The sequence below is a fragment of the Roseobacter sp. EG26 genome (assembly GCF_049830555.1).
Taxonomy (GTDB): Bacteria; Pseudomonadota; Alphaproteobacteria; order Rhodobacterales; family Rhodobacteraceae; genus Roseobacter.
The window spans coordinates 67,138-92,110 of record NZ_JBNBLH010000010.1; the positions used below are offsets into that span (position 1 = coordinate 67,138).

At 57.1% G+C, this 24,973-nt stretch carries 27 protein-coding genes; 15 read left to right on the top strand and 12 right to left on the bottom strand.

The genetic code is table 11. The annotated features are described in order from the left end of the window. Positions 1-20: 20 nt before the first annotated feature. From ACOTTU_RS19620 to ACOTTU_RS19635, 4 genes are all read right to left on the bottom strand, one after another. Positions 21-1,052, bottom strand: a complete 1,032-nt coding sequence (locus tag ACOTTU_RS19620) for a TRAP transporter substrate-binding protein (protein ID WP_425660382.1) — start codon at positions 1,050-1,052, stop codon at positions 21-23. Positions 1,053-1,077: 25 nt separating this feature from the next. Continuing rightward, positions 1,078-1,902 (bottom strand): putative hydro-lyase, encoded by an 825-nt coding sequence (locus ACOTTU_RS19625; RefSeq protein WP_425660384.1) that lies wholly within the window; start codon positions 1,900-1,902, stop codon positions 1,078-1,080. Between the two features lie 93 nt (positions 1,903-1,995). Beyond that, positions 1,996-2,874 (bottom strand): LysR family transcriptional regulator, encoded by an 879-nt coding sequence (locus tag ACOTTU_RS19630; RefSeq protein ID WP_425660386.1) that lies wholly within the window; start codon positions 2,872-2,874, stop codon positions 1,996-1,998. A 144-nt stretch (positions 2,875-3,018) separates the two neighbouring features. Continuing rightward, positions 3,019-4,497, bottom strand: a complete 1,479-nt coding sequence (locus tag ACOTTU_RS19635) for an NAD-dependent succinate-semialdehyde dehydrogenase (protein WP_425660388.1) — start codon at positions 4,495-4,497, stop codon at positions 3,019-3,021. A gap of 83 nt (positions 4,498-4,580) precedes the next feature. Between ACOTTU_RS19635 and ACOTTU_RS19640 the strand changes: the two genes are divergently transcribed. Next, positions 4,581-5,372, top strand: coding sequence for an alpha/beta hydrolase (locus tag ACOTTU_RS19640; protein ID WP_425660390.1), 792 nt, complete (start codon positions 4,581-4,583; stop codon positions 5,370-5,372). A gap of 122 nt (positions 5,373-5,494) precedes the next feature. Then, the gene (locus ACOTTU_RS19645; protein ID WP_425660392.1) at positions 5,495-6,718 is read left to right on the top strand and encodes an aminopeptidase P family protein; all 1,224 of its coding nucleotides are present in this window, start codon (positions 5,495-5,497) and stop codon (positions 6,716-6,718) included. Between the two features lie 42 nt (positions 6,719-6,760). Here ACOTTU_RS19645 and ACOTTU_RS19650 read toward each other — a convergent pair whose 3' ends face one another. After that, the gene (locus ACOTTU_RS19650; RefSeq protein ID WP_425660394.1) at positions 6,761-7,189 is read right to left on the bottom strand and encodes an organic hydroperoxide resistance protein; all 429 of its coding nucleotides are present in this window, start codon (positions 7,187-7,189) and stop codon (positions 6,761-6,763) included. Positions 7,190-7,296: 107 nt separating this feature from the next. Between ACOTTU_RS19650 and ACOTTU_RS19655 the strand changes: the two genes are divergently transcribed. The 3 genes from ACOTTU_RS19655 to ACOTTU_RS19665 all read left to right on the top strand — a co-directional run bounded on the left by ACOTTU_RS19655 (position 7,297) and on the right by ACOTTU_RS19665 (position 8,811). Beyond that, positions 7,297-7,761, top strand: a complete 465-nt coding sequence (locus ACOTTU_RS19655; protein ID WP_425660396.1) for a MarR family winged helix-turn-helix transcriptional regulator — start codon at positions 7,297-7,299, stop codon at positions 7,759-7,761. 119 nt (positions 7,762-7,880) lie between these two features. Next, a complete protein-coding gene (locus tag ACOTTU_RS19660) occupies positions 7,881-8,147 on the top strand; it encodes a hypothetical protein (RefSeq protein WP_298921697.1) in 267 nt (88 codons plus the stop codon). 13 nt (positions 8,148-8,160) lie between these two features. Next, entirely contained in the window at positions 8,161-8,811 is a 651-nt protein-coding gene (locus tag ACOTTU_RS19665; protein ID WP_425660399.1) for a DUF1523 family protein, read from the top strand. A gap of 4 nt (positions 8,812-8,815) precedes the next feature. Here ACOTTU_RS19665 and ACOTTU_RS19670 read toward each other — a convergent pair whose 3' ends face one another. Then, the gene (locus ACOTTU_RS19670) at positions 8,816-9,196 is read right to left on the bottom strand and encodes a histidine triad nucleotide-binding protein (RefSeq protein ID WP_425660401.1); all 381 of its coding nucleotides are present in this window, start codon (positions 9,194-9,196) and stop codon (positions 8,816-8,818) included. A 9-nt stretch (positions 9,197-9,205) separates the two neighbouring features. Beyond that, positions 9,206-10,783, bottom strand: a complete 1,578-nt coding sequence (locus tag ACOTTU_RS19675; RefSeq protein WP_298921694.1) for a DUF5928 domain-containing protein — start codon at positions 10,781-10,783, stop codon at positions 9,206-9,208. A gap of 144 nt (positions 10,784-10,927) precedes the next feature. Between ACOTTU_RS19675 and ACOTTU_RS19680 the strand changes: the two genes are divergently transcribed. Then, a complete protein-coding gene (locus ACOTTU_RS19680) occupies positions 10,928-11,746 on the top strand; it encodes a sulfotransferase family protein (protein WP_298921758.1) in 819 nt (272 codons plus the stop codon). Positions 11,747-11,752: 6 nt separating this feature from the next. Here ACOTTU_RS19680 and ACOTTU_RS19685 read toward each other — a convergent pair whose 3' ends face one another. Next, positions 11,753-12,604: a hypothetical protein gene (locus ACOTTU_RS19685; RefSeq protein WP_298921693.1), complete on the bottom strand. Its 852-nt coding sequence runs from the start codon at positions 12,602-12,604 to the stop codon at positions 11,753-11,755. 137 nt (positions 12,605-12,741) lie between these two features. Between ACOTTU_RS19685 and smpB the strand changes: the two genes are divergently transcribed. The 3 genes from smpB to ACOTTU_RS19700 all read left to right on the top strand — a co-directional run bounded on the left by smpB (position 12,742) and on the right by ACOTTU_RS19700 (position 15,395). Further along, on the top strand, positions 12,742-13,230 hold the full coding sequence (smpB, locus tag ACOTTU_RS19690; protein WP_425660496.1) for an SsrA-binding protein SmpB: 489 nt from the start codon (positions 12,742-12,744) through the stop codon (positions 13,228-13,230). Between the two features lie 126 nt (positions 13,231-13,356). After that, on the top strand, positions 13,357-14,211 hold the full coding sequence (gene sseA, locus ACOTTU_RS19695; protein ID WP_298921692.1) for a 3-mercaptopyruvate sulfurtransferase: 855 nt from the start codon (positions 13,357-13,359) through the stop codon (positions 14,209-14,211). Beyond that, a complete protein-coding gene (locus ACOTTU_RS19700; RefSeq protein ID WP_425660404.1) occupies positions 14,211-15,395 on the top strand; it encodes an aromatic amino acid transaminase in 1,185 nt (394 codons plus the stop codon). The genes sseA and ACOTTU_RS19700 overlap by 1 nt, the downstream gene beginning before the upstream one ends. A gap of 71 nt (positions 15,396-15,466) precedes the next feature. Here ACOTTU_RS19700 and ACOTTU_RS19705 read toward each other — a convergent pair whose 3' ends face one another. Together ACOTTU_RS19705 and ACOTTU_RS19710 are read right to left on the bottom strand one after the other, a co-directional pair. Beyond that, a complete protein-coding gene (locus ACOTTU_RS19705; RefSeq protein ID WP_425660406.1) occupies positions 15,467-16,789 on the bottom strand; it encodes an ammonium transporter in 1,323 nt (440 codons plus the stop codon). A 26-nt stretch (positions 16,790-16,815) separates the two neighbouring features. Beyond that, positions 16,816-17,154, bottom strand: coding sequence for a P-II family nitrogen regulator (locus ACOTTU_RS19710; RefSeq protein WP_298921688.1), 339 nt, complete (start codon positions 17,152-17,154; stop codon positions 16,816-16,818). 256 nt (positions 17,155-17,410) lie between these two features. Between ACOTTU_RS19710 and ACOTTU_RS19715 the strand changes: the two genes are divergently transcribed. Then, positions 17,411-19,621 (top strand): transglycosylase domain-containing protein, encoded by a 2,211-nt coding sequence (locus tag ACOTTU_RS19715; RefSeq protein ID WP_425660408.1) that lies wholly within the window; start codon positions 17,411-17,413, stop codon positions 19,619-19,621. A 21-nt stretch (positions 19,622-19,642) separates the two neighbouring features. On the opposite strand, the gene ACOTTU_RS19720 is transcribed toward ACOTTU_RS19715, so the two are convergent. Together ACOTTU_RS19720 and ACOTTU_RS19725 are read right to left on the bottom strand one after the other, a co-directional pair. Next, positions 19,643-20,242, bottom strand: coding sequence for an MlaC/ttg2D family ABC transporter substrate-binding protein (locus tag ACOTTU_RS19720; protein WP_425660410.1), 600 nt, complete (start codon positions 20,240-20,242; stop codon positions 19,643-19,645). Beyond that, positions 20,232-21,020: an MlaA family lipoprotein gene (locus ACOTTU_RS19725; protein WP_425660412.1), complete on the bottom strand. Its 789-nt coding sequence runs from the start codon at positions 21,018-21,020 to the stop codon at positions 20,232-20,234. The genes ACOTTU_RS19720 and ACOTTU_RS19725 overlap by 11 nt, the downstream gene beginning before the upstream one ends. A gap of 344 nt (positions 21,021-21,364) precedes the next feature. On the opposite strand from ACOTTU_RS19725, the gene ACOTTU_RS19730 reads away from it, so the two are divergent. From ACOTTU_RS19730 to ACOTTU_RS19750, 5 genes are read left to right on the top strand one after another with little or no spacing between them, the layout of a single operon-like run. Then, entirely contained in the window at positions 21,365-21,823 is a 459-nt protein-coding gene (locus tag ACOTTU_RS19730) for a RidA family protein (RefSeq protein WP_425660414.1), read from the top strand. Beyond that, positions 21,820-22,587 (top strand): glycerophosphodiester phosphodiesterase family protein, encoded by a 768-nt coding sequence (locus ACOTTU_RS19735; RefSeq protein WP_425660416.1) that lies wholly within the window; start codon positions 21,820-21,822, stop codon positions 22,585-22,587. Before ACOTTU_RS19730 ends, ACOTTU_RS19735 begins: the two co-directional genes overlap by 4 nt. A gap of 49 nt (positions 22,588-22,636) precedes the next feature. After that, entirely contained in the window at positions 22,637-23,824 is a 1,188-nt protein-coding gene (locus tag ACOTTU_RS19740; protein WP_425660418.1) for a GNAT family N-acetyltransferase, read from the top strand. Continuing rightward, complete coding sequence (locus ACOTTU_RS19745) at positions 23,821-24,117, top strand: 4a-hydroxytetrahydrobiopterin dehydratase (protein ID WP_425660420.1); 297 nt, start codon at positions 23,821-23,823, stop codon at positions 24,115-24,117. The genes ACOTTU_RS19740 and ACOTTU_RS19745 overlap by 4 nt, the downstream gene beginning before the upstream one ends. Before the next feature lie 3 nt (positions 24,118-24,120). After that, positions 24,121-24,963: a mechanosensitive ion channel family protein gene (locus ACOTTU_RS19750; RefSeq protein ID WP_298921680.1), complete on the top strand. Its 843-nt coding sequence runs from the start codon at positions 24,121-24,123 to the stop codon at positions 24,961-24,963. Positions 24,964-24,973 lie beyond the last annotated feature (10 nt).

The window sequence follows — 24,973 nt, forward strand, 5'->3', positions numbered from 1 at the left end:
ACGTCCCTTTGGCTAAAGCGTCAATTGATGGTAACACCGACAACCTTGCCAACACTGTCGTTCCAGCGGGCCGCCCAGTCGCCACCAGCGCGGGAGGCCCAGTCGGGCAGTACCTCGCTTGTCAGAATCTCGCGGGCCCGGTCAAAATCGGCATCGCTGACCTCCACCAGTTTCATTGAGCGCGCCTCGCCTGCGGGGCAGTCACCGTTTCCGGTCAGACAGGCGATGTCGTTGACCAGCGCATCCTGCGCACTGGCCCATGCGGGGTCTTCAAAGCCTTTGGTTACCTGCGTTGCAATCAACGCCTGGGTATCGGCGTCCAGGCTGTTCCATTTGTCCATATTGATGGCCGTCACGACGGAATCCCATCCGCCCAGCGGGATCGGCAGCAGGTGGGTGGAAACCTCCCACCAACCCGCGCTGTAGCCGGAACCAGCCCCGGTCACGGCGCAATCAACAACGCCGTTCTGCAAAGCACCGGGCACCTCGGAGAAAGACACATTCACCCCCTCGGCGCCCAATGCTTCGAGCAGTTTTGCGGTCATCCGACCGGATGCCCGAACTTTCAATCCTTCCAGATCTGCCAGATTGGTGATCTCGTGATTGCAGAAAACAACCTGAGGCGGGTAGGGCGCGATGGCCAGAACGTGGGAATTGAACCGGTCGCGGTAGATATCGGCCACCATCGGGCGCGCGGCATCGACCATGGCGCGGGCCTCATCGGCGGAAAGCGCCAGCAGCGGCACATCGAGACCTTCAAGCTCGGGAGCATCCGAGACCGCATAATCGGCCACCGTCATGGCGACATCATAAACGCCTTGCCCCAGAAGCGGATAGATGTCGCCCAATCCAAGGCTCATCTGGTTGTGCGTGGTCAGTTCGACGTTGATTTTGCCCTCTGATGCTTCGGGCAGGGCGGTGCTCCAGAAGGGGGCCTCATATTGCTTGTGCAGGGGCAGGCTGGACCAGCTGCCCACGACAGAGAGATCTTCGGCCAGTGCCGGGGTGGACAGGGCCGCGCCTGCGGCGATGAGAGATAGGACGTTTTTCATGTTTGGGTCTCCTTGTTGGAAAGGGTCAATGTGTTTGCAGGATTGTTGTTTCAGCGTCTTCTGCGACATCAGCGATCAGCATGTGCCCCGGCGAATGGGTGATGCAAATGGGAAGCTCGGCCTCCAGCAGAACATTCTGGGGGGTCACGCCACAGGCCCAGTAGACGGGCACTTCACCGGGATTGATCTCAACCGCGTCACCCCAGTCCGGTTGTGCCAAATCGGAAATGCCAATGCTGGAAGGATCGCCAACGGCAATGGGCGCGCCGTGCGCCTGTGGAAACCGGCTGCTGATCTCTTGGGCTTTGGCAATCTGGTGTTCGGGGATCGGGCGCATGGTCACGACCATCTGACCACCGAACCTGCCCGCGGGAATGAGGTCGATATTGGACCGGAACATGGGAACGTTTCTGCCGGTCTCGATGTGGCGCACCGGTATCCCGTGCCGCATCAGCGCGTTTTCAAACGTAAATGAGCATCCCAGGGCGACGGTGACCAGATCGTCTGCCCAGGTATCGATGATGTCGGTGACTTCATCGCTCAACTGGCCGTGACGAAAGACCCGATACTTTGAAACATCTGTCCGGATATCGATGTCGTAGCCGAGGGTCGGCAGGGCGGGATTGCCGCTATCGCTGATCCCGACGATCGGACAGGGTTTGGGGTTGCGCTGGCAAAACCTGAGGAAATCCAGCGCGTGCTGCTCTGGCAGGATGGCGATATTGCATTGCAGCTTTCCCGCCGCCAGTCCGGCCGTGTGACCGCGATAGGAGCCGTCGCGAATGGCAGCTCTGACCTGAGCGACCGATGCGGTCTGAAGATCGGTGTGGGAAACGAATGTAAGTGTCATGATGGCAGCCCTCGCGACGCCATCAGATCATCACACGTGGCTACAGTTTCACACAAGTAATCATATTATATCATTAGTGATAGATATTTTGAATTACTTTGGGTGCGTTTCATCCCAGGCCACAGCGACGTGCCGGGCGATTTCAGCACTGTTTTCAGCGAGAAAGCTTCGTGGCTCTGATAGATAGGATGCTGTGAATGCCAATGGCTGCGGGTGAAATCCGGGATCAAACTCGACGATCTGTCCAGAGGTGAGAAAGTCATTGGCCAATGCTTGCGGGTAAGGGCCAACGGCGATTCCCGCCGCAATCATCTTGAGACTAGCCGACAAGGACGCGGATGCATAGACACGCGTTTTAGGGCCGATCCGGCGTGACAGCTCGGACATCAATTCGCGATAGGGGCGCGTTTTGCTGGAGTAAGATATGACTGGGATCTTGCTCAGGTCGGTCTGGTCGTTGGCGGCTGAACGATACCAATGCAGATCGAAGGTCGGCAGCGTCACGTTCTCCACGGTGAATTCCGACACGGGCCCCATCAGAAAGGCGAGGTCCAGTCGGCGCTCAAGGAGGGCACTGCGAAGGTTGAGTGATATATCAACCGTCAGGTCGACATTCACGCGCGGATATCGCGCGCTGAAAGCGGTCAGAAATTCCGGCAGCCAGGCCTGTGCAATGGTTTCCGACGCACCGACACGAAACAAGCCTTCGGCCTCGGATGGGTTCGCGACGCGTTGCTTGATTTCTTCCTCAACGAAAAGCATTTGCTCGGCGTAAGACAGCAACAGGGTCCCGTGTTTTGTCAGAACAAGCTCACCGGGGCCGCGTTCCAGAAGGGGGACGCGCAATTCCTGCTCCAGGTTTGCAATACGCGTCGAGACGGCGGGTTGCGACAGGTGCAGACGCTCTGCCGCTTTACGGAACCCGCCCAGGCGGGCCACCCAGAGGAAGGTGCGGATTTGATCGAATGTCATGCAGCATTCATAGAATGGATCAATTGTGCTGCATATCCATAAAGACGACGCTGAGGTCGTGGCCGTATTGCCGGGGCAGATGATCAATCCATCGGTGAAAGAAAAAGGGCCGCAAAAGCAGCCCCTTTGTCGTAGTCTTTGCGTTCAGACGGACATGCAGATGTACTTCATCTCCAGATAGTCTTCGATCCCGTGGTGTGACCCCTCGCGCCCCAAACCGGACTGTTTGACCCCGCCAAAGGGCCCGACTTCGGTGGAGATGATACCGGTATTGACGCCCACGATCCCGTATTCCAGCGCCTCGGCCACTTTGTAAACGCGGCTGAGATCCTTGGCATAGAAATAAGAGGCCAGCCCGAAGATCGTATCATTGGCCATGGCGATCACCTCATCCTCGTCTTCGAATTTGAAGAGCGGGGCGAGGGGGCCAAAGGTTTCTTCGGTCGCGACCTTCATGTCCTGCGTCACACCGGTGACCACAGTAGGTTCAAAGAAGGTGCCGCCCAGCTCATGCGCCTTGCCGCCGGTCAGGATCGCACCGCCGTTGGAAACCACATCCTCCATGTGTTCCTTGACCTTCTCGACCGCTTCGGCGTTGATCAAGGGGCCGGTTGTGACGCCCTCTTCGAGGCCATCGCCCACCTTGAGATTTTCCACGGCCACTTTCAGCTTTGCGGCAAAGGCATCATAGACCCCGGCCTGCACGTAGATGCGGTTGGCGCACACGCAGGTCTGGCCGTTGTTGCGGAACTTGCACATCATCGCGCCTTCGACCGCTGCGTCGAGGTCAGCGTCATCAAAGACGATGAATGGCGCGTTGCCGCCAAGCTCCATGGAGCATTTCATCACGCTGTCAGCGGCTTGTTTGAGCAGGATGCGGCCAACTTCGGTGGAGCCGGTAAAGGTGAGTTTGCGCACAGCCGGGTTTTCGCAAAACTCCTTGCCGATGGCAGAAGAAGATGAGGAGGTGACAACGTTAAAGACACCGGCCGGGATACCGGCACGTTCCGCCAGCACGCCCATTACAATTGCGGAAAGCGGTGTTTCCTTGGCCGGGCGTGCGACAAAAGAACAGCCCACCGCCAGAGCGGGCGCGGCCTTGCGGGTGATCATCGCGTTGGGAAAATTCCACGGCGTGATTGACGCGGCGACCCCGATGGGTTGTTTCAGCACGGTGATGCGTTTGTCGCGCTGATGACCGGGAATGGTTTCGCCGTAAACGCGCTTGGCCTGCTCACCCATGAACTCAATGAAGCTGGCACCATAGGCGATCTCGCCCTTGGCTTCGGCGTGGGGCTTGCCCTGTTCGGCGGTCAGGATTGTGCCCAGATCGTCGGCGTTTTCCATCATCAGGTCGAACCACTTGCGCATGACCGCAGCGCGCTCCTTACCTGTCCATGCGGTCCAGTCCTTTTGCGCCTTTTCGGCCTGCGCAATGGCACCTGCGACCTGAGCGCGGCTCAGATCGGCAACCTCGGCGATCACGTCTCCGCGCGCGGGATTGGTCACCTCAAAAGTGCCGTCCTCTCCATCCACCCACGCGCCACCGATATAGGCGCGGGTCTCCAGGAGACTTGGATCTTTGAGCAGGGATTTGAGGTCAGTGTTTAGAATATCTTTCATTTCGGGTCCTCCGCGAAAATGGCTATCGCTCTCAAATCAAGTCTGACTATGATTGTCCAGTTCCGAAAAAGAGGGTGTAACAAATGAAGCCTTTGGATGATGCCTATGCGAATGCTGCCTACATAGAAGGAGCTGAGGCCTATCCGGCAAGATGGGCGCAAGCGGCGCAGCGCATGCTCGATGATCTGGGTGCACGTGCGGAAGTGGGTCTTTCCTACGGCCCCGGTGAACGACAGGTGTTTGATTTCTTTAACGCTTCGGGTGTTTCGCGCGGAACGCTGATCTTCGTTCATGGCGGCTATTGGAAAGCTTTCGATCGCAGTTTGTGGTCGCATCTGGCGGCTGGCGCGTTGAAGGCCGGCTGGTCGGTCGCAATGCCAAGTTACGATCTTTGCCCTGATGCGCGGATCGCGGAAATCACAACGCAGATCGCCGCTGCGGTGACCCGGATCGCCGACCGGACCTTTGAGCCCATCGCCCTGGCCGGGCATTCAGCGGGCGGGCATCTGGTGTCGCGGATGATGGACCCGCTGATTTTACCGGAACCCGTGCGACGGCGCATTGCCCGGATTGCGCCAATCTCACCGGTTGCCGATCTGTTGCCTTTGCTGGAGACTTCGATGAATGACATTCTGCGGCTGGATGCGCAGGAGGCTGAAGCCGAGAGCCCGACAAATATGTCCCGCCCGCAGGAGGCGGAGGTGAAAATCTGGGTCGGGGAAGATGAACGCCCAGTGTTTCTGGAGCAAGCTGACGCTCTGGCCCGCGCCTGGGGCGTGCGGCAGGTCATCGTTCCGGGCAAACACCATTTTGACGTGATTGATGCCCTGGAAAATGCGGATAGCGATCTGGTAACCTTTCTGACCGGTCAATAAAGCTTGATCGATTGCGTAGAATCGGCGATGGGAAGGATCAGGCTGCGGACGATGGCGTCGTCCGATGCGTGGCCCTGATCTGTCCTGAACGCCGGGACCTTTCTGCATAAGGAGGGTCTGACATGACCGCCCAAAATTTTTCTGACCGCCCGGAAATGTACCGTTATCACAATGGCGAAAAATCGCCCCTGCCGTTCGAAGCGGCGGAATATGAGGCGCGGCTCACCGAGTTGCGCGAGCGGATGGAGGCCGCCGGCGTTTCGGCTGCTGTTTTCACATCTATGCATAATATTGCCTACTATTCGGGGTTTCTTTACTGCGCCTTTGGCCGTCCCTACGGGATGGTTGTAACCGGCAAGGATGCGGTGACGATCAGCGCGGGCATTGATGCAGGTCAGCCATGGCGGCGCAGTTTTGCCGACAACATCACCTATACGGACTGGCAGCGGGATAATTTCTGGCGCGCGGTGGCTTCGGTGACCGGCAAGAACGCCATCATCGGCTATGAGGGCGACCACCTGACCCTGATGCAGCGTGACAAGCTGGAGGATTTCCTGAGCCCTCTCACGATGGTTGATCTTTTTGAGACGACGATGCGTCAGCGGATGCATAAATCCCAGGCCGAGATCGCCCTGATCCGTCATGGTGCACAGGTTGCGGACGTTGGCGGTTTTGCGGTGCGCGACGCGATCAAGGCGGGCGTTCGTGAAATCGACGTGGCCATGGCCGGGCGCGACGCAATGGAGCTTGAAATCGCCAAACGTTTTCCGGATGCGGAATACCGGGACACCTGGGTCTGGTTCCAGTCGGGCCTGAACACCGATGGCGCACACAACCCCGTCACCGGCCGCGTGCTGGAGCGCGGCGATATCCTGTCACTGAATACCTTTCCGATGATTTCCGGCTACTACACGGCGCTGGAACGCACGCTTTTTGTCGAGGAGGCGGATGCGGCGAGCCTGAAGATCTGGGAAGCGAATGTCGCTGCGCATGAATACGGGATGAGCCTGCTGAAGCCGGGGGCGTCCTGCGCCGAGATCACGCGTAAGATCAATGACTTCTTTGCTGAACGGGATGTATTGCAATACCGCACATTCGGGTACGGGCATTCCTTTGGCGTGCTCAGCCACTACTATGGTCGCGAAGCCGGTCTTGAATTGCGCGAGGACATCGACACGGTGCTGGAACCGGGCATGGTGATTTCGATGGAACCCATGCTGACCATCGCCGCTGGAAAACCCGGTGCGGGCGGGTACCGCGAACATGATATTCTGGTGATCACCGAAGAGGGCAACGAGAATATCACCGGGTTCCCCTACGGTCCCGAACACAATATCGTAGGCTGACGCCTGTGCCACGGCCCCGCTCAGGCGCCGTGGCATTTTTCGTCAAACCAGTTCCGGTGTAATCGTCAGGCTGCCTTTTGTGGCGTGGCTGTAGGGGCAGACCTTGTGGCCGCCTGCGATCAAATCTTCGGCCACGGCCTTGTCGACCCCGGGCAGCGACACTTTGATTTTCACGTCAAGGCCAAAACCCAAATCTTCGCGCGGCCCAATGCCAACTGTTGTCGAAACTGTTGCGTCATCCGGAACCGCGATCTTGTGCTGTGCGGCGTAAAAGCGCAGGGCCCCGAGGAGACAGGCGGCATACCCTGTCGCAAACAATTGTTCGGGGTTCACTCCGTCGCCACCCGACCCACCCAGTTCTTTGGGCGTGACCAAATTTGCAGTGAAGCTACCGTCATCAAGGCCGGATGTGCCTTCGCGGCCGCCACCCGTCGCTGTAGCACTTGTGCTGTAGAGGATTTTTGTCGGCATGGGGGGCTTCCTTTTAATCGTGAGCGTTAATATCGTGTACGATATAAATAAGCAACTGTGACCTGTCAACCTTGCGGCGATTTCGCCCGCGATATAAGGGAAAGAGCATGACAGACCCAAAAGATAAATCACCTCAGTCAGACCCAATGGAGCAGATGCTCTGCTTTGATCTTTATGCCGCGTCACAGGCATTTACGCGGGTCTACTCGCCGCTTTTGGCACCGCTGGGCCTGACCTATCCGCAATATCTGGTGATGCTGAACCTGTGGTCGGAAAGCCCCCTCAGCGTGGGCGAAATCGGCCAGCGGGTCAGTCTGGAAAGCAACACGCTGACGCCGCTGATCAAGCGATTGCAAGACGCAGGGCTGGTCACGCGTAACCGTGATCCCAAGGATGAGCGACGTGTTGTTGTCGCTCTGACTAACAAGGCCCGCGCATTGGAAGCGCAAGCACGCCACGTGCCGACATGCATATCCGAGGCGACCGGCATGAGCCTCAATGAATTGACAAGACTACAGAAAGAACTGCGCGGGCTGACCAAAGCGATGCTCAGCTCAAGCGTGAAACCATGAGCCTCACCGCTCAACCTGCCTGTGCAACAGCTGCTTTGATGTTTATGATATCGGTAGATGTAAAGCGAGTTCACATTCCCTATATTGGGTACGCGGGTTCATAAAAAGGGATCACCGGAATGGTCGCACTGGCACGGTTGTTGCTGATTGGTTTCGTTGTCTTGACGATAGTCTACTTCTGTCTGTCCTTCTATTCGCGTGCGGTCCGTCGGGGTAAGCTGGAGGCGGAATGGGATGCCACCGGAGGCCCGGGCGACCGCGAGACATTTGTGCAGTCGGGCCTTGAGGAGTATGATGGCTCCCTGCGCCGTAAGCTTATTCTGGGGGTCTATGTCGTTCCCGCGATCGCCATGGGGCTGCTCATCTATTTCACGAATTTCGCCTGAGAAAGGGCCGGTTATGTTCTACGTCAAATGGGGCTTCATTGTTGTTTTCTGGACTCTGGTTGCATCCGCTTTTCACTACACATTGCCGCAGGTTGATATCGTGCGGGTGACGGACACCTATGAAAAACGCATTGATCCCGGCGAGAACCGGCTCTTCTGGGCGCAGGCGGATGCGGGCTCCGATCCGAACGCTACCAGCCGGGATGTTTTCTTTATCCAGACACGTCGCGTTGACAACAGCGTCATGGTCTACCGCAATGAGGACACTGGTTGGGGCTGGCCCCCCTATTTCAAGTTTGACACGTCGAACCTGCAGGCGGAGGCGGCGGACGCCAAATCGACCGCCGCCGAACCGCAATATGTTGCAATACGCCACTACGGTTGGCGCAACGAGTTCTTTTCCATATTTCCAAATGCCATTGCCGTATGGCCTGTGGCGGGCCCCGAGGCCAGCAAGCCGCTTCCATGGTTGAATACGCTGATCCTGGCGTTCTTTGCGGCGATTATCTACGCAATTTGGGTACGCTGGCGGCGTTTCCGGCAAAAGCGGATTGATCCGAAGTTGGAAGAAATTCAGGACAGCTGGGAAGCGGCAGAAGACAACATGGCGGAAAGGCGCAGCCGGTTCCGCAAGTGGTGGGCGGCCAAAAGGCGCGGTTACTAACAGGCTAATCCGCCTTCGCGACCATGCGCCCCATCGGACGCCCGCCTAGGATATGAACGTGCAGATGTGGAACTTCCTGCACGCCATCCGCGCCTGCGTTGGAGATCATGCGGAACCCGTCACCTGCTGTAAGTGACACGCCTTCCATCCGGCAAACTTCGGCAATGGCGCGGGTGTAATCGACGATCTCCGCCTCGGATGCTTCGGAAGCAAAGTGATCAAAGCTGACGTAAGACCCTTTGGGGATGACCAGCACATGGGTCGGCGCCTGCGGATAGAGATCCCGAAAAGCAAGAGTATGATCCGTTTCCAGAACGGTGTTGTTTGGAATTTCGCCCCGCAGGATTTTCGCAAAAATGTTCTGATCATCGTAGTCGTAGCTCATGGCGGGTCCTTAGTCGGCAAAAAGATGGGGGCTGCTGGCAATATCGCGCGCAGCATCGGTGGAGATCGACAAGAACTGGGCCAGCGCCTGTGTGTTGTCTTCCAGATCGCCGGTTTCTCGTATCCTGCTATAGTTTTTGAATTCGGCGTCCCGAATGCGATCACTTTCGAATATCATATCATTCCGAATGGTCGGTAGCAGACGTTCGAGCGTTTCAGGGGAGGTCTGTTCCCCCGCCAGGCCAACCCGCATGGCGTGACCAATCAGGTAATCATCGGTAAAACTGCACTCAATTTCCAAAAGACGGGTTACCGATCTGTCGGCGGCAAAATCCTGCAGCAATTCGATGTTGGTCGGATCCATACAAACGATCATCTTGTCCGTCTCAAAATAATCGAAAAGCATTCGCATCAGTGCGCGCCTGTGGCGGGTCCGTTTTTCAAGAGACGTCTGTATGCCCCCCAGATCAGGCAGATATGTATCCTCTTCATTGAAGAGATATTCGACCGCGGGGACATTGGTCGTTTGCCGGATGCGTTCCAGGACGCGTTTGGCAACGTGCCATTTCTTGCACACAACGACCAGCAATTCGCGTTCGCGCCCCAACGTCGATTCCGTTTCCCAAAACCGGGTGGCAAACCGCCGTCCGACACGACCGCGCCCGGTGAGGAACTTAAAAAGGCTCGGGCCCTCGCCGGAGATCTGGAAATTGACACCCGTAGCGGCATAAAGCAGGCCCAGTCTGCGTTTGAGATCCTGCGCCTCGGGGCTGATCTTGCGGGTAAAGAGATAATCCTGACTGATCAGCATGTCGTAGTGATCGTTGTAAAAGGTCACCGGCATCCCGTAATCGGTGAACATCAGGAAAGTCAGGGTGCGGCTGCGAATCTCGGGCTCTGGCACTAGGTGCGGGACGATGGTCTGAAAAAAAGTCTCATCCGGAATCCAGGTGGTCGAAAAAAACCGCATCACATCGCGCCGGTCGCGCGCGAATTCGAGCACTTTCTCAATGGTTTCGCGACGCAGGCACCACCACTGGCTGCCAATCCGCAGCTGGATATCTTCAGGTAACTTGCGGGCAAGCTTGAGACGTCGCTGAATTTCCATCGACGCGTAAAAGGCGCGTTTGTGCTTTCGTTCGTTGAAAAAGTGGCGGTAAATCAACCGCTCTTCTTTCATACCGGTCTTGATCCAGTCGCTTTCGAAATAGTCAAAATTCTCGATGAAATCCGCGTCGTTTTCATCAAGGAAATGATGGGTGTACTCGGCGGATTTGATGGCCATGCAATCGCCAGACAACATGTAGAAATGCGTAGCACGAGGATAGGCATCCACGGCGGCCTGCACCGCGTTCAATGTCGCCTGAACAAGAGACCATTCACCCCAGCCACACTTCACACGGCGTTTGGCGAAAGTGACATTGGCGTTACCGTTCAGGGCTTTTCGAATTTTTTCATAGTGATCTGGATCGGCACGGGCATCGAAATGAATGGCCATGTAATCGCCGGCCGCAGTCAGACGTTCCGCTTGCCGAATGATAGCATCGGGGTCTTTATGGCACAAAAGGATGAAGGCGATCTTTGCCACGGGTTGTCGGATCTGCTCTTATTTCTGCCACTCTATACGTTGATAAGCATGAAGGCACATTGAATAAACCGCAATTATTTGCTTTTTTCAAAACAGGCAGGATTTATGACCGCGATGCAGCGCGGCGCGCAGGAGTTGGCTGGTATGGGTTTCCCCGGAACCTGGATGACGACAAGTGAAAGCATGGTTTACCGTGTGGTGCCGAAATGTGCCTGCTCAACGATCGGGCAGATCATGTTCTATTCTGATCACGGAGCCTACTTTGACGGTGACATCCATGACGCCAAAGAGGGACTGCATAAATGGGCGCTGGACGACAGTCAGGAACCGATAACTCATAATGTTCAGCAGCACCGTTCTTATGCGTTTACCTGTGTGCGCAACCCCTACACGCGTATCCTGAGTTCCTTTTTTGACAAAATCTGCGGCATTCAGCGCAATGGGAAACGGTATCGCGGCAACCTGGTTCCGCAGCTTGCGCAAAGATATGGGATCGACGTCGGTGGCGAGGATGGTCAGGGTGATTTTGATCAGATTGCCGCCTTCCGCCGGTTTTTGCTTTTTGCGCGCGACACAATCCGTTTTCGCAAACCCATGGATCCGGATATCCATTGGTCCGCCATGTCCGGCCACGTCAGCACCTTCATTGTGAATGGTGGAACCTATGACAAGATTGTCTGGACTGAAGCTTTCAACGACGGGATGCAGGATGTTCTGAACGCGATCGAGACCCCGCACCCGATTTCCCTCAAGGACGTGCCCCGGTTCAATGAAAGCGAAGGGCATGGGCCCAAGCGTGCGCATGCCGTCGAGGATTACTTCGATGATTTATCCATGCATCTGGTTTATGAAATTTACAAACGTGATTTTCAACTCTTCAAATACGATTTCGAAAATCCCGGGAACAAGATGCCGGTGGGCGAAATTGATCTGGATGAAGTGCATGCGAAACTGGGGGATTGACCCCGCCTAAGCGCCGTTGAACGGACCCAGCATGCTGGTGCGATGATCGACCTGGAAAATGTGGTTATAAAGCTGCGCCACCCATTGCTTGCCTTCCATGGTCTGTTCCAGATGGCTCAGCGCCGGGCCGATCAGTGGCTGCACCCTGGACCAGAAGAAATCAGGGAATTTTTCCATTAGATCGACCGCGCTGTGATAACCAAGCTGCTCGGCCATCCCGGTTTCTTCAAACTCCAGATAAAGCGCGCCGATTTTCCGGTGATAGAAGGGATCGGCCATTTGGCCGATCAGATCCGCGGCGCGCACCAAGGCAGGCTCGCTGGCGATCGAATGATAATGGTCGTCCTGGGGCACCGGAAAGCGTGTGTAGTCAATGGCTTGCGCAATGCGTTCTTCGTCGATGAAGTCTGAATCACCAAACCGCCGACGCGCGTACATCATGCCGCGTTCCACATGATAGGGGGCCAGAAAAGCATCGGAGGCTCCGCGCGGGGGCGTGATTGTCTTGCCCGAAGGATCAATAACGATCTCGTTGTCATGATCCCCTTCGCAGATGTCCCGCAGATAGCCGATATCATGAACCAGCAACGAAATGATGTAGTGCAGCCAGTCGCGCGGCTGTATCGCCTCGGTGACCAGCCGCCCCCGCATGATCTGCTGACCCACAAGCGTCACCATCATGGTGTGTTCGGCATTGTGATAGAGCGCGTCTGAATTGGCGAGACGTTCCAGAACCATCTTGGCACAGCCATTGATATAGGCGGCATATTCCGGGTCACGACCGGAGAAATACTGCAGAAAAGTTTCCGACAGATGGTCACCGAAGGACGAGGCCAGCGTGGCGGTAGGGTTGAACATGGGGCCTCCGGATCGGGTGCAGCAAAGCTGTTTATACACCAAATTTCGCTTCGAGCCTATTCCGGCAAGGAATTTGCAACCGGTCTGTGTTCCAAGTCATCTTGCGCCGGGTGCCGACTGGCCCTACATCTGCGCCCATGGCTCAGGTTAAATCAGCATCAAAGTCCGATCCCAATTATAAGGTCGTCGCCGAAAACCGGCGGGCGCGTTTTGATTATGCGATTGAAGAGGACATTGAGTGCGGGATCATTCTGGAAGGGTCGGAGGTCAAATCCCTGCGGATGGGCGGCGCCAACATTGCCGAAAGCTATGCGGCGGTCGAAGAAGGTGAACTGTGGCTCGTGAACAGCTACATCGCGCCTTACAAGCAGGCGAAAACCTTCCAGCATGATGAACGCCGCCGCCGAAAGCTTCTGGTCTCCCGCAAGCAGCTTTCAGACCTGTGGAACGCGACACAGCGCAAGGGTATGACGCTGGTGCCGTTGGTGCTGTATTTCAACCATCGTGGTATGGCGAAGATCAAGATTGGTGTGGCCAAGGGCAAAAAACTGCATGACAAGCGCGAAACGGCGGCAAAGCGTGACTGGTCGCGCCAGAAATCGCGCCTGATGAAGGATCACGGCTAAGCCTGGGAGGCCAGGCATTGAAGGTGCAGGTAACGCACCCCTCGGAGCTTCAACACGCCAAGCAGACTTGCCACCGCACCCCGTGAGCGTTACCCAGAGGCGATTTTTGATCGCAGGGGGAATCTCATGTCCGATGATCCGAAAACACTGGTCTCGACCGACTGGCTGGCGCAACATCTCAAGGATCCCGATCTGCGTATTCTTGATGCCTCCTGGTATCTGCCCGAGATGGGACGCGATGCCAAAGCGGAGTATGACGCGGCACATATTCCCGGGGCTCGTTTTTTCGACATAGACGAGATATCGGATCACAGGTCTGATCTGCCCCATATGGCGCCGCCGGTCGAAAAATTCATGTCCCGCATGCGCGCAATGGGTGTGGGCGACGGTCATCAGGTTGTTGTTTATGATGGTGCGGGGCTGCTGTCGGCTGCCCGCGTGTGGTGGCTGTTTCGCCTGATGGGGCAGGAAAATGTGGCTGTGCTGGACGGTGGTTTGCCGAAGTGGCAGGCGGCGGGGCACGCGTTGGAAGACATGCCGCCGATCATTCGGGACCGCCATATGACCGTACGGGTGCAGAACCATCTTGTGCGTGATGTCACGCAGGTGTCAGCGGCCTCCAAACTCGAAGATCATGAGATCGTTGACGCGCGCGCGGCCGTGCGTTTCCGGGGGGAGGCGCCTGAACCCCGTGAAGGGCTGCGTGCAGGCCATATTCCCGGAGCACGCAATGTGCCTTTCACTGAACTGCTCAACGCCGACAAGACGATGAAATCGCCCGAAGCCTGCCGTGCAATCTTTGAAGCCGCGGGCGTCGATCTGTCCAAACCGATTATCACCTCCTGCGGATCAGGTATCACAGCTGCCATTCTGGCGCTGGCACTTGAGCGCATGGGGCATTCGCATTGGTCCCTTTACGACGGCTCCTGGGCCGAATGGGGGATGTTCCCAACCGTACCTGTCGCCACTGGAGATGCCTGATGTTCGAGACCCTCAAAACCCGCCCCGCTGACAGCATTCTTGCGCTGATGCAGATGTACAAGGACGACCCACGCGTCGCCAAGATTGATCTTGGGGTTGGCGTCTATAAGGATGCCACAGGGCTGACGCCGGTCATGCGGGCGATTAAATCTGCCGAGCACAAGTTGTGGGAAGAACAGGATACAAAGGTCTACACCGGCCTCGCGGGGGACCCCGCCTTTGCCGATGCGATGATCAGGCTGGTGCTGGCGGATGCCGTTGCGCGCGATACCGTTGCCGCCGTGGCGACACCCGGTGGCACCGGTGCCGTGCGGCAGGCGTTTGAGCTGATCAAGTTGGCGCGCCCCGATGCGCGGGTGTTTGTGTCCAATCCGACGTGGCCGAACCATATTTCCATCCTGAACTATGTGGGCATCGAAATGGTGCCCTATCGCTACTTCGATGACGAGACGCGCGGTGTCGATTTTGACGGCATGATTGCCGACATCCGTCAGGCAAAGGCAGGTGACGTGGTGCTGCTGCACGGCTGTTGCCACAACCCGACGGGGGCCAACCTCAACATGACCGAATGGCAGGCTGTGGTGGACGTACTGGTGGAAACGGGTGCCGTGCCGATGATCGACATTGCCTATCAGGGTTTCGGGGATGGTCTGGAGGAGGACGCGCAGGCAACCCGTCTTGTGGTCTCTTCGGTGCCCGAAGCGCTGGTTGCTGCCAGTTGCTCCAAAAACTTCGGCATCTACCGGGAACGGACGGGTCTTTTGATGGCCATCAGCCAGAATGCCGACGCACGTAAATTGCATCAGGACACATTGGCGTTTCTGAACCGCCAGAATTTCTCCTTCCCGCCGGATCATGGCGCGCGTCTGGTCACCATGATCCTGAACGATGACGTCCTGCGCGCCGATTGGATGGCGGAACTGGAAGAGGTCCGTAACAGCATGCTGGGACTGCGCAGTCAGTTGGCCGGTGAATTGCAACGGCTTTCCGGGTCGGATCGTTTTGGGTTTCTGGCGCAGCACCGCGGGATGTTTTCGCGCCTTGGCACGACAGCTGAAAAGGTTGAGGAGATGCGGTCCAAACACGGGATTTACATGGTGTCCGACAGCCGCATGAATATCGCGGGCCTGAATGCCGAAACGGTGCCGATCCTTGCGGAAGCGATCATCGCATCGGGTGTCTGAAGGGTTTATCAAACCCCTATGACAGCAAAAACCCGGGCGTTTCCGCCCGGGTTTGTTTTTTCTCTAGCCTGTCAGCCTCTTGAGAACTCAGGGTACGCTTCCATCCCAAGCTCGGTGGTGTCGAGGCCATTGATCTCTGCCTCTTCACTGACGCGGATGCCCATGGTCGATTTGAGGATCATCCAGACCACGGCGGAGGCCACGAATGTGAACACCCCGACGACCACGATCGAGTAGAGTTGCACGCCCAAAGTTGCGGCATCGTTGGAGAAGATTACGGCGATCGTGCCCCAGATACCGGCAAAGAGGTGTACAGGGATCGCGCCGACGACATCGTCGATCTTGAACTTGTCGAGCATTGGGACTGCAAAGACCACAATTGCCCCGCCAACAGCACCGATCAGCGTTGAGCCGACCAGCGAGGGTGCAAGCGGCTCGGCAGTGATGGAGACCAGACCAGCCAGCGCGCCGTTCAGGATCATCGTCAGGTCAGGCTTTTTGTAAAGCAACTGGGTCAGGATCAGCGCAGTCACGGCACCGGCGGCAGCGGCCGTATTGGTGTTGGCGAAGATGCGGCTGATGTCGGCCACGTTTCCAGCTGTATCCATATAAAGCTGCGAGCCGCCGTTGAAACCGAACCAGCCCAGCCACAGGATGAATGTCCCAAGTGTCGCAAGCGCGAGGTTGGAACCCGGCATCGGGTGCACGCGACCGTCCTTGTATTTGCCGATACGCGGGCCAAGGATCAGCGCTCCGGCAAGGGCGGCCCAGCCGCCCACAGAGTGGACCACCGTGGACCCGGCAAAATCCTGAAAGCCCATGCCGTCAAGGAAACCGCCACCCCATTTCCAGCTTGCCTGAACAGGGTAGATGACGGCCGTCAGGATGATGACAAAGACCAGAAACGGCCAGAGCTTGATCCGCTCGGCCAGCGCGCCCGACACGATGGAGGCGGTCGCCGCGCAGAACATCAACTGGAAGAAGAAATCAGAGCCGACAGAGGCATAGGTGAGGTCCGGCTCGGCGCCTTCCAGACCAACAGGCTCCAGCCCGGTCACGGCAAAGGCACCCAGAATGCCGTCGATGGACCAACCATCGCCGGGGTACATCAGATTGTACCCCAGAATGTAATAGAAGATCGAAGCCAGGCCAAAAAGCGCCATGTTCTTGGTCAATTGCATGGTGACGTTCTTGCCCCGTACAAGCCCCGCTTCGAGCATGGCGAACCCGGCGGCCATGAAGAACACCAGAAAGCCTGCCACAAGGAACATAAAGGTTGTGAAGATGAACCCGATGTCTTCCATGGTCGGCGTGGTATCCGCGTCCTGAGCCAGCCCCAGAGAAGGCAAAGCGATCAGCAGCGCGGCAGGTGAGATTTTTTTCAGATAGGTCATAGAGAGTATCCCCGTTGTGCGCAGCTTCAGAGCGCGTCTTCGTTGGTTTCGCCGGTGCGGACGCGGACGGCCTGATCGACGCTGAGCACGAATATCTTGCCGTCGCCGATCTTGCCGGTATGTGCGGTTTTGGTGATTGTCTCGACGACCTCCTCCACGGCGGTGTCGGAAACCACAATTTCGATTTTGACTTTGGGTACGAAATTCACCGCGTATTCCGCGCCGCGGTAGATTTCCGTGTGTCCGGACTGAGAGCCGAAGCCTTTGATCTCGGTCACCATCATGCCGCGCACCCCGGCATCGGTCAGAGCCTCGCGGACCTCCTCCAACTTGAATGGCTTGATTGTTGCAATGATGAGTTTCACCTCGTGTCCCCTTGGTTTGGCAGAAACATCTGCTGTGTTTGCAGGTGCAGAAAACTTCAGCGGATGACGTAGAGGGAAGGTTTTGAGGGGAATCCGGCAATGATTTTGGATGTTTTTGCCTAATTTTTGATCGAGTGGTCTATTTTGCTGAATCTTTATGCAGAAATTTCATCTCATTTGGGGCGCGGACCGCCTCAACAATCCCGCGCGTTCGGGTTAAGCTGGGCAAAACAACAATGGGCCGGGCAGGTTCTTCATGAGTGATTCACGTAAGCGGAAGCGTCCCCTGGTCGCGGACAAACGCTATGGGGCAACAAAACCCAAAGCGCGCAAAGCGACACCCAAAACAAAAGCAAAACCGCGCAGGACCACCAGGCGCAAGGCCACCCGCGCAAAACGGCGGGGCGGCATCGTCGGTTTTGTCCAACGGTTGGTTGGATGGATCTTGCGGCTGATCTGGCGCGTTGTCTGGCGGGTTGGCGCGGTTGCATGCTTGGCGCTCGCGCTGATGGTTGGATATTACTATTCAACCTTGCCGGACGTCTCTGAGTTGCTGGACGGTCGCGCCCGCGGATCGGTGACACTGCTGGATAATGAAGGCAAAGTCTTTGCCTGGCGCGGGGATCAGTTTGGCGGCGTGGTCACCACCAAGACGGTCTCGCCGCATCTGCGCCACGCCATTATTGCGACTGAGGACAAACGTTTCTATCGTCACTTTGGGGTCAGCCCGCGCGGCATCGCAAGTGCCGTCCGCATCAACCTCAGCGAAGGGCGCGGCCCCTTGTCCGGTCATGGCGGCTCCACCATCACGCAGCAGGTGGCGAAACTGTTGTGTCTGGGGGTGCCTTTCGATCCCGAAACGCAGTCCGAGGCGGAATATGAAACGGAGTGTCGGCGCGGCACGATCAAGCGCAAAGCCTCTGAGGCGATCTACGCGCTGGCCATGGAGGCGAAGTACTCCAAGGATGAAATTCTTACCATCTACATGAACCGCGCTTTCCTGGGCGCGGGTGCGCGTGGTTTTGAGGCGGCGAGCCAACGGTATTTCGGCAAATCCGCCGCCAATATCACACCGGCAGAGGCGGCCATGCTGGCGGGGCTTTTGGTAGCGCCGACGCGGTTTGCGCCCACAAATGACCTGACCCGTTCGCAGAACAGGGCCGCCACGATTGTGCGGTTGATGGAAGAGCAGGGATATCTCACGCAAACCGAGGCGCGTGCCGCGCAAAATAACCCCGCTCAGCTTTCAGCGGCGGCGGAGGCGCGTGCGGGCGGTTATTTCGCGGATTGGGTGATGTCCTCGGGGCCGGAGTTCTTTACCCGCAAGACCACCGAAGATGTTGTCATTAAAACGACTATGGACCAACGCATTCAACGCGCGGCGGATGATGCGATGCAATGGGTTTTCGAAAACAAGGTGCGCGCGGGCAGTAAGGCACAGGCTGCCATCGTGGTGATGTCCGCTGATGGGGCGGTGCGGGCCATGGTGGGCGGGCGCAAGACCAAAGTGGCCGGGGCGTTCAACCGCGCGGTTCAGGCGAAACGGCAAACCGGCTCGGCTTTCAAGCCGTTTGTCTATGCCGCGGCTTTGGATCTGGGCTATTCACCCAACGATACGGTTGTTGATGAGCCTTATTGCCAGAACATTCCGGGATCAGGTCAGTGGTGCCCGGAAAACTATACCAGACGAAACTATGGCAAGGTCTCTCTGACGCGGGCCTTGCAGGACAGTCTAAACATTCCGGCAGTGAAAGTATCAGAATTTGTTGGGCGCGACCTTGTACGGCAAGTGGCCAGTGATTTTGGGTTGCAAAGTGATCTGGCTGCGGGGCCTGCCCTGGCCTTGGGGGCTTCCGAGAGCACCTTGATCGAAATGACGGGCGCATATGCTGGCATTCTCAACGGTGGCTCTTCGGTCATTCCTTACGGTCTTGTGGAGTTAAGGCTCATGGGAGATTCCGAACCGCTGATGGGCACCGGTGGCGGTATCGGGGAACGTGTCGTTCAGGAAGAGGCAGCGCGGCAACTCATCTACATGATGGAGAAAGTTGTCTCACAAGGAACCGGCCAGCGCGCGCAGTTTGGCGGTCGCCAGCTTGCAGGCAAGACGGGCACAACGCAGGCGGCGCGTGATGCCTGGTTCGTGGGTTTTTCCGCGGATTATGTCGCGGGTGTCTGGATGGGATATGACGATAACACCCCCCTTACCGGGGTGACCGGTGCGGGCCTGCCCGCCGAGATATGGCGCGAGACCATGGCGCGTGTGCATGAGGGTGTTCCGGCTCGATCCTTGCCAATGATGTCGCCATCTCAGACCGGCGAAACGCGTGATCAATCGCCGGGTCGTCAGAATGGCGGCAGTGGTGTGGGCGGCTTCCTGGATAATCTGCTGCGGGATATCCTTGGCGATGGCGGCAACACCAACGCCAGAAAACCCCGCGAGACCGTGAGTGGCAGCGACCGGTAAACCCCGGTCACTCATTCACGGTTAGCCGGCTTTTTTCAGATCGGCAATCATCGCGTTGATGTCGCCGCCGCGTTTGTCCAACATCGCGCCAATCTCGGTGCGTTCCGTGAGCAACAGGTTCACGCCTTCGATGTAGATGTTGAAAAACTTGTCTCGCCCGGATTTGTCGGAAACATGAAAGGTCACGTCAAAAGGCCCATCGCCTTTGAGATAAGCCAGAGTCTTGACTTCAAACCCGGCCTTGATCTGGCGTGTGCCCTGAACTTCGACACGGCCTCCGATAAAATCGCGGAACTGTTTGCCGTATTTACGGGCGATATAGCCCGTGAAGGCGTCAGAAAATGCCCGTTTCTGTGAGGCGGAGGCCGAGCGTCCGTCTGCACCGAGCGCATATTGGGCCATGATATTGACGTCAGCATAGCGCACAAACAGCGATTCCAGTTCGCGCAGGACGGCGGCATCAGATTTACCGGATGATACGACACGCTCCACGTCGGATACAACGGTATCTACCAGCTGTCTGGCTGCCGCCTCCGTTAACGCGGCTGCGGGGTGGGACAGCATCACTGATGCCGCGATCGTTCCAACAAAAAACGCACGTCGGCTTAGTTTATTGGGCATAGGGGTCCTCATAAGGGTCTGCTGAGTAGGGATCGACGCCTTCGCCTGCGTTCTCATCCAGTTCGAAGCGACGATTCTGAAGGTAGGTCTGGCGCGCCTGGGCATAGCTGTCCGCGCTCTCGTAGAGCAGCGCATCAATGCTGTCGCCAAAGCGTTCGCGGTCGTTCAGTGCCGCAGCTCCTCTGGCTGTGGGGGGGATGATCCGGTCATCGCCGTCAATTGTGCTGTAGGTAAGCGGGTTGGTGAAGAAATCAACCACCAGACCAGCAGTTGCGCGTTGCGTCGAGGGGCCGAACAGCGGCAATTCGATATAGGCACCTTCCTGCACGCCCCAAACCGCAAGCGTTTCGCCAAAATCGGTATCATGGTCGGGGATATTCAGTTCCGAGGCCGGATCGAAAAAGCCGCCCAGACCGAGGGTTGTATTCATCACAAACCGCAAGGTCGCCAATCCTGTGCCTTTCAAATCCCCCTGCAAGAGGCTGTTGACCGCGACGCCGGGCATCGAGAGGTTTTCGGAGAAGTTATTGACGGTATTGCGGATTTCGACAGGTACGACGCCATACCCTTCCGCAACCGGGCGGATCAGGTTCTTGTCCAGCCCCTTGTTGAACGCGTGCACCTTGCGGTTCTGCCTCTCATAGGGGTCGTTGATGCCATCCGATCTGGATGCGACATCCTGCGTCGTCGCGCAGGCACCCAGCAACAACGTTGCTGACAGAGCGATTATGGGCAACTTGAAAGCGCTGATCTTCGGGAAACGGGGCAAGAGAAGCATCCTGTAAATTGACTGGCTCGTACGTAAGGTTTTTTTCTGCGAAGCCCATAGGGTCCGGATATGGAATTATCGTGATGTGGCAGTTGAGCGACAGCGCAACAATAACGGGAAATCACTAACAACGTCCACCAAGCAATCTTCTTACACATACTTGTATGCGCGGAAAAGCGTAGAAGTGATGAACAATAGGAATATCCTGCGCATAAATGCGCTGGCGATTTGGTAAAGCTTTCATCCATTTGTCACGTGATGGTCAACAAAGACCCTGTTTACATTGCACGCCCATTCCGCAAAAGCTGGCGCTGAGCCTGGCTGTGTCCAGCCATTGAAGAGAGGATCCCGAAATGAGTATTGCTTCCCGTCTCGCAGAACTAGGCGTTGTCTTGCCGGATGCGCCTGCGCCTGCCGCCAACTATGTTCCTTTTGTGAAATCCGGATCGACGCTTTACGTGTCAGGGCAGATTTCCAGCGATGCCAATGGGTTGGTGACGGGCAAATTGGGCGCGGATATGGAAGTGGCCGACGGCGCGGCAGCGGCGCGTCTGTGCGCGATCAGTCTGTTGGCACAGGTCAAGGCCGCGTGTGACGGTGATATCGAACGCCTGTCGCGTGTGGTGAAGCTCACGGGCTTTGTGAATTCCACCGCAGACTTCACGGAACAGCCCAAGGTGATCAATGGTGCATCCGACTTCCTCGTCGAGGCGCTGGGACCGGCAGGACGCCATTCCCGGTCTGCCGTGTCTGCCGCGTCTTTGCCGATGGGCGTTGCCGTTGAAATCGAGGGGATATTCGAGATCAAATGAGGGTGTCGCTGCCCGAAGAATTCCTGACCCGGCCGCTGGCGCATCGCGCGCTACATGACGTGACCGCTGGAAGACCTGAAAACAGCCGCGCCGCGATTCGAGCTGCGATTGTCGCCGGTTACGGCATCGAGATTGATGTTCAGATGAGCGCAGACGAAAGCGCGATGGTTTTTCATGATGACGATCTGGATCGCCTGGCGATGGCCACGGGTCCGGTTAGAGTGCAAACCGCCTGTGCTCTTGAGAAAATCGAACTCAGAGGGGGGAGTGAAGCCATTCCCCGCTTGGCCGAGGTTCTGGAACTGGTCGCGGGCCAGGTCCCCCTGCTGATCGAAATCAAGGATCAGGATGGTGAAATGGGCGCAAATGTCGGCGCATTGGAACGTGCGGTGACGGCTGATCTTGCGGGCTATGACGGACCGGTCGCGGTGATGTCATTTAATCCCAATTCCGTGCGGCACATGGCTGATCTCTGCCCGGAAATCCCGCGGGGTTTGGTAACAGATGCCTATCAGGTGCAGGATTGGCCGTTATCCGAGGAAACCTGCGCTCTTCTGCGCGGTATCCCGGATTATGATGCGGCGGGATGCAGTTTCATAAGCCACAATCACAAGGATCTTCGGCGGCCACGTGTGATGGAGCTGAAAGCGTCAGGTGCCGCCATTCTCTGCTGGACCGTGAAATCTCCGCAGGAAGAAGAACGCGCACGTCAGATCGCACAGAATATCACTTTTGAGCAGTACCTCGCCCCATTTCCCGCTTGATCCGGGCAAGCGCGGCCACAGGTAAGGCAGGGCGAGACGAGTACAGGTGATGCAGCAACAGGAAATCGAGATCAATCTACTGAGGTCGCTGCGTGACATAGACGCCAGTGACTGGGATGCCTGTGCCTGCCCCGAAGCCCAGGGTGGCGCGCGCCCAACCGACCCCTTCACGACGCACCGGTTTCTGTCTGCTCTGGAGGAGAGCGGTTCGGTCGGGCGCGGCACCGGCTGGCAGCCGCAATATCTCACCGCTTATGCTCAAGGGCATTTGATCGGCGTGGCACCGATGTACGTGAAATCCCACAGTCAGGGCGAATATATCTTCGATCACAATTGGGCGCATGCTTATGAGCGGGCGGGCGGACGCTATTATCCCAAATTGCAGATCGCCGTGCCGCATACACCAGCCACGGGCAGACGTCTGCTGGTGCGTCCGGGGTTTGAAGACACGGGAACTGCGGCTCTTGTCCAAGGGGGGGTGCAGCTTGCGGCAAACAATCAGTTGTCTTCACTGCATTTGACCTTTTGCACCGAAGAGGAAGCGTTGCGCGGCGAGGATCTGGGCCTGATGGTGCGCAAGACCCAGCAATTTCACTGGCACAACCATGGCTATCGTGATTTCGACGCGTTTTTGACCTCCTTGAGTTCGCGCAAACGCAAAAACCTGCGAAAAGAACGCGCGACGGCGCAGGGCTTTGGAGGGTCCATTCAGACTTTCACCGGCAGCGCGCTTGAACCAGAGCATTGGGAAGCCTTTTGGCAGTTCTATCAGGATACAGGGGCGCGAAAATGGGGAACACCCTACCTGACGCGGCAGTTCTTCGACATTGCCCATGACAGTTTGCGGGACGATGTCGCGTTGGTTCTGGCGGAACGAAATGGCCGCTGGATTGCCGGTGCGTTGAACTTTATCGGCGCTCAAACGTTGTACGGCAGATATTGGGGGTGTTCAGAGCATCATCCCTGCCTGCATTTTGAGCTTTGCTACTATCAGGCCATCGACATCGCGATCGCCCATGGATTGGCGCGGGTGGAAGCCGGTGCGCAAGGCGAGCACAAACTGGCGCGCGGATATCTGCCCACGCCTACCTGGTCGCTGCATTGGGTCAATGATCCGGGGTTTGCCAATGCTATTGGGGAGTACTTGAAAGCCGAGCGCGATGCGATAGACGAAGAGATTGAGGTGCTGACTGAATACGGACCGTTCAAACGGGCAAAGATCGAGGAACAGGAATGACAGAGAAATTGAGTGACGAGACAAGGGGTCCGCTCCTGGAGCCGCTTTTTGCGACGGGATGGGAAATGGTCGAGGGGCGGGACGCCATCGCCAAGACCTTTTCTTTCAGGAATTTCATAGAAGCCTTCGGTTGGATGACCCGCGTCGCCATGTGGGCGGAGAAATGGGACCATCATCCGGAATGGCACAATGTCTACAAAACTGTCGATGTGGTGTTGACCACGCATGATGTTAACGGCATCAGCGCGCTCGACGCCAAACTGGCGCGGAAAATGGACAGCCTCGCGGAGTAGATGATGGAGAAGTTACTGCAAACTGAAATCTGGCAGGGTAAAACCGTGGCGGATTTCCTGACGGTGGATTTCCTGCTGAGCACTGTGGGCTCGATCCTGGCTGCGATTGCGATCCTGATTGTCGGCTGGATGCTCTCTGCCTGGCTACAGCGGCGCATCAGAGCGATGGGTCTGAAGCACGCCCATCTTGATGACATGCTCTTTGATTTTCTGTCCTCGATTGTGCGCTACGTGGTTCTGGGTTTCACGTTGCTTTTCGTGCTCAACACTTTCGGTGTTCAGACGACATCTGTCGTGGCCATCATCGGTGCCGCCGGTCTGGCCATTGGTCTGGCGTTGCAGGGCACGCTTTCCAACATTGCTGCCGGTGTGATGTTGATCCTGTTCCGGCCAATCCGGTTGGGTGATTTCGTGGACGTGGGCGGCACCATGGGGACGGTCAAGGCGATCACGTTGAATTTCACGGAGCTGGCGGATGTCAGCAATGTCCAGGTGATCATTCCCAATTCCCAGGTCTGGGGAAATGTGATCACCAATTACTCCAGCAACCCGACGCGGCGTGCGGAATGGACATTCGGTGTGGGCTACGGTGTCAATCTGGCCGATGCCGAGCGGATCATTCGGGACACGATCATGGCTGACCCGCGTTCCAAATCCGATCCGGAACCCTTTATTCAAGTAAACAACCTTGGTGCGAGCTCGGTCGATTTTCTTGTGCGGGTCTGGGTCGATGCTGCAGAGTTCTTTGCCTATCAGGCCGATATGAAACGGGCTGTCAAAGAGGCGTTGGACGCAGGCGATATCGATATACCGTTCCCGACAACGACAATCGTTCAGGCTTCCTGAATTGCCCGCC

Bases quoted from the DNA above. Each gene is read 5' to 3' on its own strand.
- ACOTTU_RS19620 (WP_425660382.1), bottom strand. From the start codon at position 1,052: ATGAAAAACGTCCTATCTCTCATCGCCGCAGGCGCGGCCCTGTCCACC.
- ACOTTU_RS19625 (WP_425660384.1), bottom strand. From the start codon at position 1,902: ATGACACTTACATTCGTTTCCCACACCGATCTTCAGACCGCATCGGTC.
- ACOTTU_RS19630 (WP_425660386.1), bottom strand. From the start codon at position 2,874: ATGACATTCGATCAAATCCGCACCTTCCTCTGGGTGGCCCGCCTGGGC.
- ACOTTU_RS19635 (WP_425660388.1), bottom strand. From the start codon at position 4,497: ATGAAAGATATTCTAAACACTGACCTCAAATCCCTGCTCAAAGATCCA.
- ACOTTU_RS19640 (WP_425660390.1), top strand. From the start codon at position 4,581: ATGAAGCCTTTGGATGATGCCTATGCGAATGCTGCCTACATAGAAGGA.
- ACOTTU_RS19645 (WP_425660392.1), top strand. From the start codon at position 5,495: ATGACCGCCCAAAATTTTTCTGACCGCCCGGAAATGTACCGTTATCAC.
- ACOTTU_RS19650 (WP_425660394.1), bottom strand. From the start codon at position 7,189: ATGCCGACAAAAATCCTCTACAGCACAAGTGCTACAGCGACGGGTGGC.
- ACOTTU_RS19655 (WP_425660396.1), top strand. From the start codon at position 7,297: ATGACAGACCCAAAAGATAAATCACCTCAGTCAGACCCAATGGAGCAG.
- ACOTTU_RS19660 (WP_298921697.1), top strand. From the start codon at position 7,881: ATGGTCGCACTGGCACGGTTGTTGCTGATTGGTTTCGTTGTCTTGACG.
- ACOTTU_RS19665 (WP_425660399.1), top strand. From the start codon at position 8,161: ATGTTCTACGTCAAATGGGGCTTCATTGTTGTTTTCTGGACTCTGGTT.
- ACOTTU_RS19670 (WP_425660401.1), bottom strand. From the start codon at position 9,196: ATGAGCTACGACTACGATGATCAGAACATTTTTGCGAAAATCCTGCGG.
- ACOTTU_RS19680 (WP_298921758.1), top strand. From the start codon at position 10,928: ATGGGTTTCCCCGGAACCTGGATGACGACAAGTGAAAGCATGGTTTAC.
- ACOTTU_RS19685 (WP_298921693.1), bottom strand. From the start codon at position 12,604: ATGTTCAACCCTACCGCCACGCTGGCCTCGTCCTTCGGTGACCATCTG.
- smpB (WP_425660496.1), top strand. From the start codon at position 12,742: ATGGCTCAGGTTAAATCAGCATCAAAGTCCGATCCCAATTATAAGGTC.
- sseA (WP_298921692.1), top strand. From the start codon at position 13,357: ATGTCCGATGATCCGAAAACACTGGTCTCGACCGACTGGCTGGCGCAA.
- ACOTTU_RS19700 (WP_425660404.1), top strand. From the start codon at position 14,211: ATGTTCGAGACCCTCAAAACCCGCCCCGCTGACAGCATTCTTGCGCTG.
- ACOTTU_RS19705 (WP_425660406.1), bottom strand. From the start codon at position 16,789: ATGACCTATCTGAAAAAAATCTCACCTGCCGCGCTGCTGATCGCTTTG.
- ACOTTU_RS19715 (WP_425660408.1), top strand. From the start codon at position 17,411: ATGAGTGATTCACGTAAGCGGAAGCGTCCCCTGGTCGCGGACAAACGC.
- ACOTTU_RS19720 (WP_425660410.1), bottom strand. From the start codon at position 20,242: ATGCCCAATAAACTAAGCCGACGTGCGTTTTTTGTTGGAACGATCGCG.
- ACOTTU_RS19725 (WP_425660412.1), bottom strand. From the start codon at position 21,020: ATGCTTCTCTTGCCCCGTTTCCCGAAGATCAGCGCTTTCAAGTTGCCC.
- ACOTTU_RS19730 (WP_425660414.1), top strand. From the start codon at position 21,365: ATGAGTATTGCTTCCCGTCTCGCAGAACTAGGCGTTGTCTTGCCGGAT.
- ACOTTU_RS19735 (WP_425660416.1), top strand. From the start codon at position 21,820: ATGAGGGTGTCGCTGCCCGAAGAATTCCTGACCCGGCCGCTGGCGCAT.
- ACOTTU_RS19740 (WP_425660418.1), top strand. From the start codon at position 22,637: ATGCAGCAACAGGAAATCGAGATCAATCTACTGAGGTCGCTGCGTGAC.
- ACOTTU_RS19745 (WP_425660420.1), top strand. From the start codon at position 23,821: ATGACAGAGAAATTGAGTGACGAGACAAGGGGTCCGCTCCTGGAGCCG.
- ACOTTU_RS19750 (WP_298921680.1), top strand. From the start codon at position 24,121: ATGGAGAAGTTACTGCAAACTGAAATCTGGCAGGGTAAAACCGTGGCG.